Source organism: Streptomyces gardneri (assembly GCF_006539185.1).
Taxonomy (GTDB): domain Bacteria; phylum Actinomycetota; class Actinomycetes; order Streptomycetales; family Streptomycetaceae; genus Streptomyces; species Streptomyces gardneri.
This window is the reverse complement of the sequence record NZ_BJMN01000034.1, coordinates 88,239-103,139: the sequence shown is the minus strand read 5'-3', so window position 1 is coordinate 103,139 and position 14,901 is coordinate 88,239. Positions and strand designations below refer to the sequence as shown.

Annotated in this window: 13 protein-coding genes; 2 read left to right on the top strand and 11 right to left on the bottom strand. The window is 73.1% G+C overall.

Annotation, left to right across the window (positions count from 1 at the left end):
* Window positions 1–24: 24 nt before the first annotated feature.
* The 6 genes from SGA01_RS25710 to pdhA form a co-directional block, all read right to left on the bottom strand.
* Entirely contained in the window at window positions 25–1,086 is a 1,062-nt protein-coding gene (locus tag SGA01_RS25710; RefSeq protein ID WP_055642502.1) for a potassium channel family protein, read from the bottom strand.
* A gap of 20 nt (window positions 1,087–1,106) precedes the next feature.
* Window positions 1,107–2,486 (bottom strand): molybdopterin molybdotransferase MoeA, encoded by a 1,380-nt coding sequence (locus tag SGA01_RS25705; protein ID WP_141298832.1) that lies wholly within the window; start codon window positions 2,484–2,486, stop codon window positions 1,107–1,109.
* Entirely contained in the window at window positions 2,486–3,343 is an 858-nt protein-coding gene (locus SGA01_RS25700) for an NTP transferase domain-containing protein (RefSeq protein ID WP_141298830.1), read from the bottom strand. Before SGA01_RS25700 ends, SGA01_RS25705 begins: the two co-directional genes overlap by 1 nt.
* A gap of 82 nt (window positions 3,344–3,425) precedes the next feature.
* Window positions 3,426–4,832, bottom strand: coding sequence for a dihydrolipoamide acetyltransferase family protein (locus SGA01_RS25695; protein WP_055642499.1), 1,407 nt, complete (start codon window positions 4,830–4,832; stop codon window positions 3,426–3,428).
* A complete protein-coding gene (locus SGA01_RS25690) occupies window positions 4,832–5,872 on the bottom strand; it encodes an alpha-ketoacid dehydrogenase subunit beta (RefSeq protein ID WP_141298828.1) in 1,041 nt (346 codons plus the stop codon). The genes SGA01_RS25695 and SGA01_RS25690 overlap by 1 nt, the downstream gene beginning before the upstream one ends.
* Window positions 5,872–7,032 carry a pyruvate dehydrogenase (acetyl-transferring) E1 component subunit alpha gene (gene pdhA, locus SGA01_RS25685; protein WP_055642497.1) on the bottom strand — a complete coding sequence of 387 codons (1,161 nt, stop codon included), beginning with the start codon at window positions 7,030–7,032 and terminating at the stop codon, window positions 5,872–5,874. The genes SGA01_RS25690 and pdhA overlap by 1 nt, the downstream gene beginning before the upstream one ends.
* Window positions 7,033–7,362: 330 nt before the next feature.
* Between pdhA and SGA01_RS25680 the strand changes: the two genes are divergently transcribed.
* A complete protein-coding gene (locus SGA01_RS25680) occupies window positions 7,363–7,836 on the top strand; it encodes an Lrp/AsnC family transcriptional regulator (protein WP_055646163.1) in 474 nt (157 codons plus the stop codon).
* Between the two features lie 137 nt (window positions 7,837–7,973).
* On the opposite strand, the gene SGA01_RS25675 is transcribed toward SGA01_RS25680, so the two are convergent.
* Both SGA01_RS25675 and SGA01_RS25670 read right to left on the bottom strand, forming a co-directional pair.
* Window positions 7,974–8,567: a TetR/AcrR family transcriptional regulator gene (locus tag SGA01_RS25675; RefSeq protein ID WP_024760348.1), complete on the bottom strand. Its 594-nt coding sequence runs from the start codon at window positions 8,565–8,567 to the stop codon at window positions 7,974–7,976.
* Window positions 8,567–10,126, bottom strand: coding sequence for a 3-hydroxyacyl-CoA dehydrogenase (locus SGA01_RS25670; RefSeq protein WP_141298826.1), 1,560 nt, complete (start codon window positions 10,124–10,126; stop codon window positions 8,567–8,569). Before SGA01_RS25670 ends, SGA01_RS25675 begins: the two co-directional genes overlap by 1 nt.
* Before the next feature lie 124 nt (window positions 10,127–10,250).
* On the opposite strand from SGA01_RS25670, the gene paaN reads away from it, so the two are divergent.
* Window positions 10,251–11,957, top strand: coding sequence for a phenylacetic acid degradation protein PaaN (paaN, locus tag SGA01_RS25665; RefSeq protein WP_141298824.1), 1,707 nt, complete (start codon window positions 10,251–10,253; stop codon window positions 11,955–11,957).
* A gap of 42 nt (window positions 11,958–11,999) precedes the next feature.
* Here the strand turns inward: paaN and SGA01_RS25660 are convergent, their stop codons facing one another.
* Genes SGA01_RS25660 through SGA01_RS25650 form a run of 3 tightly spaced genes read right to left on the bottom strand, consistent with a single transcriptional unit; the run spans window position 12,000 to window position 14,817 of the window.
* On the bottom strand, window positions 12,000–12,704 hold the full coding sequence (locus SGA01_RS25660; RefSeq protein WP_141298822.1) for a TrmH family RNA methyltransferase: 705 nt from the start codon (window positions 12,702–12,704) through the stop codon (window positions 12,000–12,002).
* A complete protein-coding gene (locus tag SGA01_RS25655) occupies window positions 12,701–13,963 on the bottom strand; it encodes an HTTM domain-containing protein (protein WP_141298820.1) in 1,263 nt (420 codons plus the stop codon). Before SGA01_RS25655 ends, SGA01_RS25660 begins: the two co-directional genes overlap by 4 nt.
* Entirely contained in the window at window positions 13,960–14,817 is an 858-nt protein-coding gene (locus SGA01_RS25650) for a DUF5819 family protein (RefSeq protein WP_174867483.1), read from the bottom strand. The genes SGA01_RS25655 and SGA01_RS25650 overlap by 4 nt, the downstream gene beginning before the upstream one ends.
* Window positions 14,818–14,901: the final 84 nt, after the last annotated feature.

Genomic DNA, 14,901 nt, shown 5'->3' with positions numbered 1-14,901 from the left:
CGGCCTTGCTCGACCGTCCCGGGTTCAGTCCTGCGGCGGCGTGGTGAGCGGGGTCACCGGCGCGGCGCGCACGATGGTGATCACCCGGTCGGTGGGCTGGAGCGGGCTGGCGGCCTTGTCGTCGTAGCTCAGCAGCCGGTGGCCGCGGAGCACGCTCACCACCAGGTCCTCGGTCTCCCGGACGCTCTTGCCCGCCTCCGCCTTGGTCACCGGACGCTCGACGAGGTCGAGGCCGGAGCCCTGCTGGATGAGGTCCTCCATCACGGTGCCGGCGCTGGGGCTCAGCACCGAGAGGCCGAGCAGCCGACCGGCGGCGGAGGCGCTGGTGATGACCGCGTCCGCGCCGGACTGACGCAGCAGCGGCGCGTTCTCCTCCTCGCGGACCGCGGCGACGATCTTCGCGCCCCGGTTGAGCTGGCGGGCGGTCAGGGTGACCAGGACGGCCGTGTCGTCGCGCTGGGTGGCGATGACGATCTGACGGGCCCGCTGCACCTCGGCCCGCAGCAGCACGTCGCTGCGCGTCGCGTCGCCGACGACACCGACGAAGCCGTCCGCGTTCGCCGTCTCGATCACCTTGTTGGAGGGGTCGACGATGACGATCTGGTCCTTGCGGAGACCGGTCGCGCAGAGGGTCTGGATCGCGGACCGCCCCTTGGTGCCGAAGCCGACGATGACGGTGTGGTCGCGCAAGGTGGACCTCCAGCGATTCAGTCGGAACTCCTCCCGGGTCCTCTCCGTGAGGACCTCGAGGGTGGTGCCGACCAGGATGATCAGAAACAGCACGCGCAAGGGCGTGACCAGCAGGATGTTGGCAAGCCTCGCGGTGTCGCTGTACGGGACGATGTCGCCGTATCCGGTGGTGGAGAGCGTCACCGTCGCGTAGTAGGCGCAGTCGAGGAAGTCGAGCGTCCCGTTGGCGTTGTCGTGGTAGCCATCGCGGTCGATGTAGACGATGAGCACCGTCACGATCAGCACGCCGAGCGCCATGAGCAGCCGCTTGCCGACCTGGCGCAGCGGCTTCTCGACGACCCGGCGGGGAAGCCGGATCTGGGGACCCGCGATCCGCTCCTCCGCTTGGCGGGCCATCACGTCACGGCTGGGAAGTTTCACGTGAAACACACTCCTTCGGCCGGGACGTCCCCCGCCGCCGTCGGCCAGGGAAGGCCGAGGATCTCCAGTGCCTGACCCGGTCGGGCACCGCCGGGCGGTACGACGGCCAGGCCGTCGGCGGCGGCGATGCCACGGAGCATGGCCGGTCCGTTGTAGTGGAGCGGGACGGCCCCGTCGGCTCGGCGGACGACCGGGACGAGCCGGGTGTCGTGGGGATGCCCCTGGACCTCGTCCTGGACGGGGACGCCGGGGGCGCGGTGCGGCTCCCGGGCACCGCCCGTGAGAGCGGCGAGCAGCGGCTCGGCGAGGGTGAGGAGCCCCGAGACCGCCGCGAGCGGGTTGCCGGGGAGCCCGACGAGATGACGGGGGTCCTCCCCCGAGAGCCGGGCGAGGAGCATCGGGTGGCCGGGCCGGACCTTCACCCCGTCGACGAGGAGAGTGGCGCCCGCCGCGTCGAGCACCCGGTGCAGATGGTCGACGGGCCCGGCGGCGGTCCCGCCGGTGGTGATCAGCAGGTCGGCGGTGGACCCGGTGACGGCCGCGTACAGCTCCTCGGCGTCGTCGCCGATCCGACGGGTGGCGAGGACCTCGGCGCCGAGCGCCTCCAGCCAGGGGCCGAGCATCGGGCCGAGCGCGTCACGGATGAGCCCCTCGTGGGGGAGTCCCGCCGTGAGCAGCTCGTCGCCGAGGACCAGGATCTCGACTCGGGGGCGGGCGAGGACGGGCAGCGCGTCATAGCCGGCGGCCGCGGCGAGTCCGAGGACGGCGGGGGTCACGGCGGAGCCCGCGGGCAGCAGCTGGTCTCCGGCGCGGCACTCCTGGCCCCGGGGACGGATGTCCTGCCGGGCCCGCACCTCGCGCAGGGCGTACAGGAGCGGACCGGGCGCCCCATCGCCCCGCTCGGTGCGGGAAGGCTCGGTGCGGGAGTGCTCGGTGCGGGAGTGCTCGGTGCGGATGACCGCGGTCGTTCCGGCCGGGACGCGGGCTCCGGTGGCGATGCGTACAGCCTCACCGTCGGCCAGTACGGCGTCGGGGGCGTGGCCCGCGAGGACGGCGCCCTCTTCACGGACCGTCCAGGGGCCCGCCCCCGCGACGGCCCAGCCGTCCATGGCGGAAGTGTCGAAGGAGGGCAGGTCGGTGAGGGCCAGGAGCGGCCCCGCGAGGACCCGGCCGAGCGCCGCGCCGAGCGGCACGTCCAGCGGCACGTCCAGCGGCCCCCGCGCGCCCTGGCCCAGCCGACCGGCGCGGGCGGCGGCGCCTGCTTCCGCCGCGGTCGTCCGTGCCACGGGCCAGGCGGTGGCGCGGTGCGGCTCCTCGGCGGGCTGGGGGAGAGGCGCGGTGTCGGGGGCCACGAGGGCGGACTCCTTGAGAGTCATCAAGCCTCGGCCTCGTCCTGTTCGGCGGCCCAGCGCTTGGCGAGCTCCGCCGCCTTGCGGGCCGCTTCGGCGACCGCCTCGGGGCCGCCCGTGGCGCCCGCGCTCGCCGCCGCGTAGCCGACCAGGAAGGTGGTCAGGGGCGCGGCGGGGCGGGCCACTCCATGGGCGGCGTCACGGGCCAGGTCGAGCAGCACGCCGGTGTCGACGTCCAGCTCGATGCCCAGTTCGTCCTTGACTGCGGTGATCCATTCGTCCAGCACGGTCCCATGCTCCCTGACGCGGGCCCGGGCCGCGACGATGTCCTCCCAGGTGTCGCAGTCGAAGGAGGCGAGGGGCCCCGCGGCGACCCTGGTGAGGCGGAGCCCCTCCGTGAGGTGCCGCAGCGGTGTGTGGGCCAGACCGCGGACGTCGTCCGCGAGGCGGGTCAGCTCGCGTACCAGCGGACCGGTCCGGTACGCGGCGACGAGCGGCTGGTCGCGGCCCTCGCCGTCGGTGAGGACGGCGGCCTCCGCGTCGGGTGCCGCGGCGAGCGACTCCAGGAGGCGCCGGACGGTGTCCCGGTCGAGGAAGGGCAGGTCGGCGGAGAAGACGAGGACGGTCTCGGCCTCCGTCTCGCGGACCCCGGCGGCGACGGCGGGCACCGGGCCCCCGCCGGGCGGATCCTCCCTGGTCCAGCGGACGGGACGGACGGTCGGGCGGGGGTCTCCGACGACCACCGTCCGGCCGGCGTCGGGGCAGGCCGCGAGCACCCTGTCGAGGAGCGTCCGGCCTCCTACCCGTACTCCGGGCTTGTCGGAGCCGCCCAGGCGCCTGGCGGCGCCCCCGGCGAGCACGACGGCGTCGTATGCGGTGGTCACCCCAGCAGTATGGGCCGCCGGGCACCGCGCACGTCCGGCCCGTCCCAAGAAGAGAGACGGGCCGGACCGGGGCTGCGCGCTGTCAGAGCGTGCGGAGCAGGACCGCGGGCTGTTCGACGCAGTCCGCGACGTACCGCAGGAAGCCGCCCGCCGTGCCGCCGTCGCAGACGCGGTGGTCGAAGGTGAGCGAGAGCTGCACCACCTGACGGACGGCCAGTTCGCCCTGGTGGACCCAGGGCTTGGGGATGATCCGGCCGACGCCGAGCATCGCGGCCTCGGGGTGGTTGACGATCGGCGTGGAGCCGTCGACCCCGAACACCCCGTAGTTGTTCAGGGTGAACGTGCCGCCCGTCAGATCGGCCGGCGTGAGCGTGCCCTGCCGGGCGGACTCCGTGAGCCGGGCGAACTCCTCCGTGAGCGACTCGGCAGTCCGCGTCCCCGCGTCCTTGACCACCGGGACGACCAGACCGCGCGGGGTCTGGGCGGCGAAGCCGAGGTGCACGGCCGGCAGCCGGACGATCTCCCTGGCGGCGGTGTCCACCGTGGAGTTGAGCTCGGGGAACCGGGCCAGGGCGTGGGCGCAGATCCGGGCGAGGAGCGCGAGCAGCGAGATCTTCGGCCCGCCCGCCTCGTTCATCGCCCGCCGGGCCGCCATCAGCTCGGTCGCGTCGGCGTCGACCCAGCAGGTCGCGTCCGGGATCTCCGTACGGCTGCGCGAGAGCTTGTCTGCGACCGCGCCGCGGAGACCGCGCAGCGGAATCCGCTCCCCTGCGACGGCCGGAGCGGGGGCCGCGACCGGGGCGGCGACGGCCGGAGCCGCAGCGGCCGCGGCGGCCGACTGCTCCAGGGCCGCGAGGGCCAGCTCCACGTCCGCCCGCAGGATCAGCCCCTCGGGACCGGACCCACGCACCTCGCGCAGGTCGATCCCCCGGTCTCGGGCCAGCTTCCGCACGAGCGGCGAGATGACCGGCACCGGCCCGTCGTGCCCGGCGACGGGTGCGGCGACGGGCTCAGGAGCCTTCACCGCGACCGGAGTCCGGGCCACTGCCGGAGCCGGAGCCGCGACCGGGGCCTGGGCCACGGCCGGGTTCTCGCGCTGCACCCGGCGGCGTCGGGCGACGGGCCCCGCCGTGCCGTAGCCGACGAGCACGTTGCCCGAGTACTCCGAGGAGACGGCGTCCGCCGCGGTCGCCTTGGGAGCGGCTTCCGGAGCGGCCTCCGTGAGCTCCTCCGGCGCCCCCGTGCCGCCCACGGCGACCGTCAGGAGCGGTGCGCCGACGGGCAGTTCGGTGCCCTCCTCGCCGTACCGGGCGGTGACGACGCCGCCGTACGGACAGGGCACCTCGACCATGGCCTTGGCCGTCTCGACCTCGACGACCGGCTGGTCGATGGCGACGACGTCGCCGACGGCGACGAGCCAGCGGACGATCTCGGCCTCGGTGAGCCCCTCACCGAGGTCGGGCAGCTTGAATTCGAGCACCTGGGCCATCAGCTCTGCGCCTCCCACTGCAACCGCGCCACCGCGTCCAGGATCCGGTCCACGCCGGGCAGGTGGTGCCGCTCCAGCATCGGCGGCGGGTACGGGATGTCGAAGCCCGCCACGCGCAGCACCGGCGCCTCCAGGTGGTGGAAGCAGCGCTCGGTCACGCGCGCGGCGATCTCCGCGCCGGGGCCGGCGAAGCCGGTCGACTCGTGGACCACGACCGCCCGGCCCGTGCGCCGCACCGAGGCGCAGACGGTCTCCTCGTCGAACGGCACGAGCGAGCGCAGGTCGACGACCTCCAGGTCCCAGCCCTCGGCCTGGGCCGCCTCCGCCGCCTCCAGGCAGACCGGAAGCGACGGGCCGTAGGTGATCAGGGTGGCGCCGGTGCCCTGCCGCCGTACGACCGCCTTGCCGATCGGCTCGACGGGCGCGGGCGCTTCGGGCGACCAGTCGGACTTCGACCAGTAGAGCCGCTTGGGCTCCAGGAAGACCACCGGGTCGTCGGAGGCGATGGCCGCGCGCAGCAGCCCGTAGGCGTCCTCGACGGTCGCCGGGGTGACGACGTGCAGCCCCGGGGTGGCCATGTAGTAGGCCTCGGAGGAGTCGCTGTGGTGCTCGACGCCGCCGATCCCACCGCCGTACGGGACACGGATGACGAGCGGCATCGGCATCGCGCCGCGCGTCCGGTTCCGCATCTTCGCGACGTGGGAGATCAGCTGCTCGAACGCCGGGTAGGCGAAGGCGTCGAACTGCATCTCGACGACCGGCCGCAGTCCGTACATGGCCATGCCGACGGCGGCGCCGAGTATGCCCGCCTCGGCGAGCGGGGTGTCGGTGCAGCGGTCCTCGCCGAACTCCTTGGCGAGCCCGTCGGTGACCCGGAAGACGCCGCCGAGCGTGCCGACGTCCTCGCCCATCACGTGGACGGTCGGGTCCTCGGCCATCGCGTCGCGCATGGCGCGCTGGAGCGCCTGCGCCATCGTCGCGGGCTTGGCCTTACCGGCACCGGCGGCCTTGGCCGCGGGGCCGGTCGTCGCGGTCGTCATCACGCCTCACCCTCGGCGTCGAGCTCGGCGCGCAGCTGCGCCGCCTGCTCGCGCAGCTGCGCGGTCTGCTCCGCGTACACATGGGAGAACAGGTCCATCGGGTCGAGGACCGGTTCGGCGTTCATCCGCTCGCGCAGGTCCGCCGCCATCGTCTCGGCTGCCTCGGCCGCCGCGCGCTTGCCGTCCTCGTCGAGAAGGCCGCGCTCGGTGAGCTCCCGCTCGAGGATCAGGATCGGGTCGTGCGCCCGCCAGGTCTCGACCTCGCCGGCCGCGCGGTAGCGGGTGGCGTCGTCGGCGTTGGTGTGCGCGTCGATCCGGTACGTGATGGCCTCGACGAGGGTGGGGCCGCCGCCGCGCCGGGCGCGGGCGACGGCCTCGGTCAGCACCTGGTGGACGGCCACCGCGTCGTTGCCGTCGACCAGCCGGCCCGGCATGCCGTATCCGACGGCCTTGTGGGCCAGGGAGGGGGCGGCGGTCTGCTTGGCCAGCGGCACGGAGATCGCGAAGCCGTTGTTCTGCACGAAGAAGACCACGGGGGCCTGCCAGACGGCCGCGAAGTTCAGCGCCTCGTGGAAGTCGCCCTCGCTGGTGCCGCCGTCGCCGACCATGGCGAGGGCGACCACGTCGTCGCCCTTGAGGCGGGCGGCGTGGGCGAGGCCCACCGCGTGCGGGAGCTGGGTGGCCAGCGGGGTGCAGAGCGGCGCGATGCGGTGCTCGTGCGGGTCGTAACCCGTGTGCCAGTCGCCGCGCAGCAGCGTCAGGGCCTGCACGGGGTCGAGGCCGCGGGCGACCGCCGCCAGGGTGTCGCGGTACGAGGGGAAGAGCCAGTCCCGCTCTTCCAGGGCCAGGGCCGCGGCGATCTCGCACGCCTCCTGGCCGGTGGTGGACGGGTAGACGGCGAGCCGGCCCTGCTTGGTGAGCGCGGTGGCCTGCGCGTTGTACCGGCGGCCGCGGATCAGCTCCGCGTACAGCCGGAGCAGCAGCGCGGGGTCGGCGTCGGCCACGGCGTCCGTGCCGAGCACGCGCAGCGGCTCGGCGTCGGGCAGCAGCGGGGCGGGGTCGGTACGCGGCTGCCACGCCGGCGGCGGGGTGGGCCGGTAGGCGGGAACGGCACCGGGCGGCTCTTGGACTGTCGAACTGCGCTGTTGCAACGAGTCCACCTCCTCGTGGGAGCGGGCATAAGACCCGAAGGCGGGTGGCGCGAGTGTGGCGCGCCTCACCTACCGATTGTTCGGTCGTGGAGGCATTTTGGCTACAGGCACCTCCAGCCTGTGGACAAACGGTTCTCCACAGCCTGGGATAGGAGCAGGTCGTCCACCGGAGAGAGGCGGGGGGACATGGCGGATGAACAAATGGCCGTCGATCGGAGCGGGGCTCCGGCCGACGCCGCGGTCGAGGCACCGGGCGGGACGCCGGGCGAGGCACTCGGCAGGCCGCTCGGCGCGGCCGACGGCGACGTGCCCGAAGAGGCCCTGAGCGCCCCGATCGGCATGCCGACGGGCGCCCCGCCGCCGCGCCCGTTGGACGCGATCGACCGCGACATCCTGAGACTGCTGCAAACGGACGGCCGCGCCTCGGTACGGTCCGTGGCCGAGCGCGTGCACGTCTCCCGGGCCAACGCCTACTCGCGGATCAACCGGCTCATCGACGACGGGGTGATCCGCGGCTTCAGCGCCCGGGTCAACCACGAGCGGGCGGGGCACGGCGCCTCCGCCTACATCACGCTCAAGATCGTCCAGAACTCCTGGCGGACGGTCCGCGAGCAGCTCAGGGCCCTGCCGGGCGCCACGCACATCGCGCTGGTCAGCGGCGATTTCGACGTCCTGCTGCTCGTGCACACCCCGGACAACCGGACGCTCCGCGAGCTCGTGCTCACCCGGCTCCAGTCGATCCCCGAGGTGCTTTCCACCCGCACGCTGCTGGTCTTCGAGGAGACGGACCTCAACACCGACCACCGGCTCTGACCACCGCCTGAGCACCACCTGAGCACCCGGAAAGCCCCGAAGGCCCCGAAGGCCCCGAAGAAGCCCGAACAGCCCCGGAAATGCCGGACGGCCCCCGAAGGGGCCGTCCGTACGCCTCAGCGGGCCACCGGGAACGCTCAGCGAGCGGTCCGCAGCCCGTCGAACGCCAGGTGAGCGACGGTCTCCGCGAGCTGCTCCCGCTCGCCCACCGCGTCCGGATGCGGCCGGTACCACTCCACCAGCGAGTTGATCATTCCGAAGAGGAGCCTGGTGGCCAGGCGTATGTCCACGTCCGCCCGCAGGTCACCCTCCGCCGCCGCGGCCTTCAGCAGGTCGGCCACCCGGTGGTCGAACTCGCGCCGCCGCTCCATCGCCCACCGCTCGGTCGCGGTGTTGCCCCGCACCCGCAGCAGCAGCGTCACGTACGGCAGCTCCGCGATCAGCACCTCCACGGTGCGACGCGTGACGTACTCGACCCGCTCGACCGCCCGGCCGCGTACGGCCCCGGGCTCGTCGAGCACCGCGAAGAGCCCGTCGAGCGCCCGGCTGACCGCCCGCCGCAGCAGCTCCTCCTTGCCGGACACGTGGTGGTAGATCGAGGACTTGGAGATCCCCGCCGCCTTGGACAGGTGCTCCATGGAGGTGCCGTCGTAACCGCGCTCGTTGAAGACCCGCACGGCGACCGAGAGGAGCGTCTCCGGGGTGTACGTGTCGCGCTTCGCCGTGGTCATCAGGAGTCCTGCCCTTCCTCGGCGTATGCCCGGCGCGCGGTGGCCAGGCTCGGCGCGTACCGCCCCGTCGGGTAGCGCTCGTGCAGCGCCATGAGCAGGTCCCGGACGCGCTCGTGGCCCACCTTCCCGGCCCACTCCAAGGGGCCGGCGGGGTAGTTGACCCCGAGCCGCATCGCGGTGTCCACGTCCTCGGCGGTGGCGACACCCCGGTCGACCGCGTCGGCCGCCAGATCGGCCAGCATCGCGACCGTACGGGCGACGATCATGCCGGGCACGTCGCCGATCACCGACACCTGCTTGCCGAGCGCCTGGAAGAGGCCCACGGCCTCCGCGAGGACCTCCGCCGAGGTCTGCTCCGAGGTGGAGAGCACGATCCGGCTCGCGCGCGCGTAGTCGAGCGCGAGATCGAAGTAGACGATGTCGTCGCCGTGGTACTCGAAGGAGGTCTCGCCGTCCGCGAGGACGAGCCGGCCGCCGCCCGGCAGCACGAGGAACCCGCCGCCGCCCTTGCGCCGCACCTTGATCCCCGCCTCCTCGAAGAGGCCCACCAGCGGCTCCGCGGGCCCCAGGTCGCCGCGGACGACGATCTTCTCGGGGGCCTCGGCGGGCGGCGCGGTGTGCGGCTCGGGCCGTTCGGCCCCTTCCGCGTACGAGAACCAGCCGTGCCCGGACTTGCGGCCGAGCCGCCCCGACTCCACGAGCCGCCGCTGCGCGAGCGAGGGCGTGAACTTCGGGTCCTGGTAGAAGGACTCCCAGACCGAGCGGGTGACGGCCTCGTTCACGTCCTGGCCGATGAGGTCCGTGAGCTCGAAGGGGCCCATGCGGAAGCCGCCGCACTCGCGCAGGGCGGCGTCGATGGTGGCGGGGTCGGCCGCGCCCTCCTCGTAGACCCGCAGCGCCTCCGCGTAGAAGGGGCGCGCGACCCGGTTCACGATGAAGCCGGGGGTGTCCGCGCAGCGCACCGGCGTCTTGCCCCAGCCCTTCATCGTCTCGTACGCGCGCGTGGCGACGTCCGCGTCGGTGGCGAAGCCGCTGACGACCTCGACGAGCGGGAGCAGCGGCGCCGGGTTGAAGAAGTGGAGTCCGACGAACCGGCCGGGCAGGCGCAGCCCTCCCGCGATCGCGGTGACGGAGAGGGAGGAGGTGTTCGTGGCGAGGACGGTGTCGTCGCCGACGACCTTCTCCAGGTCGGCGAAGAGCTGCTGCTTGACGGGCAGGTGCTCGACGATCGCCTCGACGACGAGCGCCGCGTCCGCGAGCTCCGCGAGCTCCTCCGAGGCGTGCAGCCGGCCGACGGCCGCCTCGCGCGCGGAGGCGTCCAGGCGGCCCTTCTCCACCAGCCGGTCCAGGCGGGCGGTGAGGGCGGCCACGGCCTCCGCCGCCCGGCCGGGGGCATTGTCGTAGAGCCGTACGGGATGGCCGGCGACCAGTGCGACCTGGGCGATGCCCTGGCCCATGGTGCCGGTGCCGACGACGGCGACGGTGCGGTCCTGTGCGAGGGCGGTCGGCTCACTGGCGGTCACGTCGTCGCTCCCCCTGACGGTCACGTTGGCGCTCATAGGAGTGATCCTCCCCGATGGGTTTTCCACAGGATCGACGGACCCCCTTGTCCCGACCGATCGTTCGGTTACTCTAACTCCGTACGCGTCTCCCTGCCCAGCTCGACGAGGAGTTGGTCCATCCATGGCCACCGCTCTGCCGACCACCGACCGTCTGGACCGACTCGCCGAGAAGCACCGGTCCACGCTCGATCAGGCACTCGCCACGATCCGCACCCGCGCCTACTGGTCCCCGTACCCGGAGCACCCGAAGGCTTACGGGGAGGACGGCTCGCTCGACGCGGCGGCCGGCCTCGCCGCCCACAAGGCCCTGCTGAACACCCGCTTCGAGCTCGACCAGCCCGGCACGGACGGCTGGACCGGCGGCGAGGTCTCGCCGTACGGCCCGGAGCTCGGCATCGAGTACCCGCACGCCGACATCGACGTCCTGCTGCCGGCGATGCGCGCGGGCACGGCCGCCTGGCGCGACGCCGGGGCCGAGACCCGCGCCCTCGTCTGCCTGGAGATCCTGTCCCGGATCTCGGCCCGCACCCACGAGTTCGCCCACGCCGTCATGCACACCAGCGGACAGGCGTTCATGATGGCGTTCCAGGCCGGCGGCCCGCACGCCCAGGACCGCGGCCTGGAGGCCGTGGCGTACGCGTACGAGGAGCAGACCCGTACCCCCGCAGGCCGGGCCGACTGGTCCAAGCCGCAGGGCAAGCGCGACCCGCTGGAGCTGTCCAAGGAGTTCACCCCGGTCGGCCGCGGCATCGCCCTGGTGATCGGCTGCAACACCTTCCCCACGTGGAACGGCTACCCGGGCCTGTTCGCCTCGCTGGCCACCGGAAACCCGGTCCTGGTCAAGCCGCACCCGCGTGCCGTCCTGCCGCTCGCGCTCACGGTGAGCGTCGCCCGCGAGGTGCTCGCCGAGAACGGCTTCGACCCGAACCTGGTCGCGCTCGCCGTCGAGCGCCCGGGCGAGGGCATCGCCAAGACCCTGGCCGTGCGCCCCGAGGTCCGGATCATCGACTACACGGGCTCGACCGAGTTCGGCGACTGGCTGGAGGCCAACGCCCGCCAGGCCCAGGTCTACACCGAGAAGGCCGGCGTCAACACGGTCGTGGTCGACTCCACGGACAATTACAAGGGCATGCTGGCCAACCTGGCCTTCTCGCTGTCCCTGTACAGCGGCCAGATGTGCACGACCCCGCAGAACCTCCTGATCCCCCGTGACGGCATCACCACCGACCAGGGCCCCAAGTCGTACGACGAGGTCGTCGCCGACCTCGCGGCGTCGGTGGGCGGCCTGCTCGGCGACGACGCCCGGGCGAACGGCCTGCTCGGCGCGCTGGTCAACCCGGACGTGAAGGCGCGTCTGGAGGCCGCCGCCGGCCTCGGCGAGGTGGCTCTCGCCTCCCGTGAGGTCGTCAACCCCGACTTCCCGGACGCCGTCGTCCGTACGCCGGTGATCGTGAAGCTGGACGGTTCCAAGCCCGACGCGCAGGCCGCGTACTTCTCCGAGTGCTTCGGCCCGGTCTCCTTCGCCGTCTCGGTGGACTCCACCGCCGACGCCCTGGAGCTGCTGCGGCGCACGGTCCGCGAGAAGGGCGCGATGACGGTCGGCGCGTACACGACCTCGGACGAGACCGAGCGCGCGGTCGAGGAGGTCTGCCTGGAGGAGTCGGCTCAGCTCTCCCTGAACCTCACGGGCGGCGTGTACGTCAACCAGACGGCGGCGTTCTCCGACTTCCACGGCTCCGGCGGAAACCCCGCGGCGAACGCGGCGCTGTGCGACGGCGCCTTCGTCTCGAACCGCTTCCGGGTGGTGGAGGTCCGCCGCCAGGCCTGACCTCCCATGGTGCGGGGGCCCCACGGGGCCTCCGCATCGCTGTCAGGGCGTCTCGATCTCCGCGTACCGCTGCACCCACGCGTGCATGGCGATCGCGGCGGCGGCCCCCGCGTTGATCGACCGGGTCGAGCCGAACTGGGCGATCGAGCAGACCATCTCCACGCGCGCGCGTGCCTCGTCCGTGAGCCCCGGGCCTTCCTGGCCGAAGAGCAGCACACAGCGGCGCGGCAGCACGGTCCGCTCCAGCGGCACCGCACCCGGGAGGTTGTCGATCCCGATGATCGGCAGGCCCTCGGCCGCCGCCCACGCGGTCAGCGACTCGGTGTCCGGGTGGTGGCGGACGTGCTGGTAGCGGTCGGTGACCATGGCGCCCCGCCGGTTCCAGCGCCGTCGGCCCACGATGTGGACCTCCTTCGCGAGGAAGGCGTTGGCGGTCCGCACGACCGACCCGATGTTGAAGTCGTGGCCCCAGTTCTCCACCGCCACGTGGAAGTCGTGACGGCGGGTGTCGAGGTCGGCGACGACCGCCTCCCGCGTCCAGTAGCGGTAGCGGTCCACGACATTGCGCCGGTCGCCGTCGGCGAGCAGCTCGGGGTCGTACCGCTCGCCCTCCGGCCACGGCTCCGGGTGCGGCCCGACGCCGATCTCGGTGCCGAACCCCTCGTCGTACTGGACCGGCTCGGCCGCCTCGACTGTCGCGGCCGTGTCGGCCGCCTCGGCTCCGGGCTTCTCTTCGGTGGTGCTCACCCGACGAGGGTACGGGGACCCTGCTCCTCACCCGTACGGCGCTGCTCGGGCAGCACCCCGGCGGACCGCCGCCCCAGCAGCCGGTCCCGGCCCCGGGCCGCCCGCGCGCCGAGGGCCACCAGGAAGACCGTCGGCAGGAACACCGCGTCGGCGGAGATCATCGCGAGCGAGAAGACCGGCAGCCCGAGGAGCACGGCGATCCCGGCGTGCTCCAGCATCATCGCGACCAGCAGGACGTTCTTGACCTTGCGGTGGAAGAGCGTGAACGGGAAGGCGATCTGCACGATCACCGTGCCGTAGGTCAGCAGCAGCACCATGATCCCGCTGGAGCCGAGAAGCTCGGAGAGCTCGGGCCAGGGCGAGAAGTAGTCGAGGTGGAGCGGGTAGTACAGGGCGGTGCCGTCCTGCCAGCGTGAGCCCTGGATCTTGTACCAGCCGGCCGTGGCGTAGATCAGGCAGACCTCGGCCATGATCACGACGAGGGCGGCGTTGTGCGTGAGATTGGCGAGGACGTCGAGCAGGGTGCGCGGCTCCCCGGGGGCGAGCCGGCAGGCCAGCCACCACAGCCCGTGCCCGAGCCACAGCACCCACAGCAGCACCGGAAGCCACCACTCGCCGGTGACGTCGCTGAACCAGGTGGTGGCGAGCAGGAAGCCGCCGAGCACGGTCCACAGGAGCGGGCCCACGACGTCCCTACGACCGTCCCCGACCGTCTCGCCGGCGGCCCTGCGTACGGCGTCACGGGCGGCCTCACGGGCGGCCCTCCTGGCGTCGAGGGACCACACCTGGCCGCAGCGGGTCAGGACGAGGTAGATCGCGGCGAGGTGGAGGACGTTGTCACCGCCGTCGCCGAGGAAGACGGAGCGGTTCTGCAGCGAGAGGACGCCGACCATGAAGACCACCGACACGGCCCGCGTGTGCCAGCCGACGAGGAGCAGCGCGGCGGAGAGCACGGCGAGCCCGTAGACGAACTCGAACCACACCCGCCCGTCCGACCACATCAACACGGTGAAGGCCCGGTTGTCGGCGATCAGCCGGCTCGCCAGCTCCCAGGACCACGGGCCGTCGGGCCCGTACATCTCGTGCCGGTGGGGCAGCTCGCGCAGCAGGAAGACGAGCCAGGTCAGCGAGAAGCCGATCCGGACGATCGCGGTCTGGTGAGGGCCGAGCGCGCGGCCGGTGACGGCCTGGACGGCACGGGCGATCCGCCGGTCGAAGGGCTCACGCGTACACACGCGCGTGTCGGTGGGGCCGCTCATCGACCCGCCTCCCCACGGCTCTGACCTGCGGCGTCGGTACGGCTCCGGGAGGCGCCGTCCGGCCGGTCGGCGTCGGTCACCTTCCACCAGGGAAGGTCGCGGTAGGAGGGGGTGACGTCGTTGTTCTCGGTGCTCCACCGGGGCGCAGGTACGGGCCGGGTGACCGCGCGCAGCTGGACGCGCCGCACGTCGGCCCCTTCGAGGGAGGCGAGGCCGTCGAGCCGGAGCATCGCGATCCGGCGCATGTACTCCTCCGAGAGATGGCCGCGCGTCCCGTTGGGGCTGTCGTCGTCGGAGTGCGAGTTCAGGTAGAAGTCCACGGCCCTGCGGAGCTCGTTCTGCTGTGTGTGGCTGGGCAGCGGGTTGTGGCGGATCGCCGCGGCGTCCTGTGCGGTGAGGTCGATCCAGCCGGTGGTGCGGCGCCCGTCGCCGGCCGTGACGACCTCGGCGCGGACCTCGACCGAGACGTTCTGCTGGAGCGGATTGGGCGCGAAGAGCTTCCAGTTCTGCTCGAACTCGGGATAGATCCAGTCGTCGACGGCCTGTCCGTGCCGCTTGGTGAGCGTGTTGGACGGCGCGACGTGCAGGAACACCATCGCCAGGTGGACGCAGACGAAGACTCCGGCCACGGCGAGCGCGACGGCGGCGACGACCTGGTAGGGCAGCGACAGGGCCATGATCCCGCTACCGGCAGGCCCGGCAGGCCCGCCCTGCGCGCCCTGTACGGCCGTGTTCGGGCCCTTCGACAGCTCGACGGCGTCCGCTGCGGAGTCCGCCGCGGCAACCGCGCCGACGCCCGTCCCGACGCCCGTCTCGACGTCCGCGCCGATGTCCCTTTCGACGTCTGCGTCCATCCCGCCCCGATCCCGATCGGCCCACCTCGGTTATCCACAGGGTTGACACCATACGGGCCGCCGACTCACCATTGAAGTCATTCA

Coding starts and splice junctions, on each gene's coding strand:
- SGA01_RS25710 (WP_055642502.1), bottom strand. CDS start 1,086: ATGGCCCGCCAAGCGGAGGAGCGGATCGCGGGTCCCCAGATCCGGCTT.
- SGA01_RS25705 (WP_141298832.1), bottom strand. CDS start 2,486: ATGACTCTCAAGGAGTCCGCCCTCGTGGCCCCCGACACCGCGCCTCTC.
- SGA01_RS25695 (WP_055642499.1), bottom strand. CDS start 4,832: ATGGCCCAGGTGCTCGAATTCAAGCTGCCCGACCTCGGTGAGGGGCTC.
- SGA01_RS25690 (WP_141298828.1), bottom strand. CDS start 5,872: ATGACGACCGCGACGACCGGCCCCGCGGCCAAGGCCGCCGGTGCCGGT.
- SGA01_RS25680 (WP_055646163.1), top strand. CDS start 7,363: ATGCCGACGGGCGCCCCGCCGCCGCGCCCGTTGGACGCGATCGACCGC.
- SGA01_RS25675 (WP_024760348.1), bottom strand. CDS start 8,567: ATGACCACGGCGAAGCGCGACACGTACACCCCGGAGACGCTCCTCTCG.
- SGA01_RS25670 (WP_141298826.1), bottom strand. CDS start 10,126: ATGAGCGCCAACGTGACCGTCAGGGGGAGCGACGACGTGACCGCCAGT.
- paaN (WP_141298824.1), top strand. CDS start 10,251: ATGGCCACCGCTCTGCCGACCACCGACCGTCTGGACCGACTCGCCGAG.
- SGA01_RS25655 (WP_141298820.1), bottom strand. CDS start 13,963: ATGAGCGGCCCCACCGACACGCGCGTGTGTACGCGTGAGCCCTTCGAC.
- SGA01_RS25650 (WP_174867483.1), bottom strand. CDS start 14,817: ATGGACGCAGACGTCGAAAGGGACATCGGCGCGGACGTCGAGACGGGC.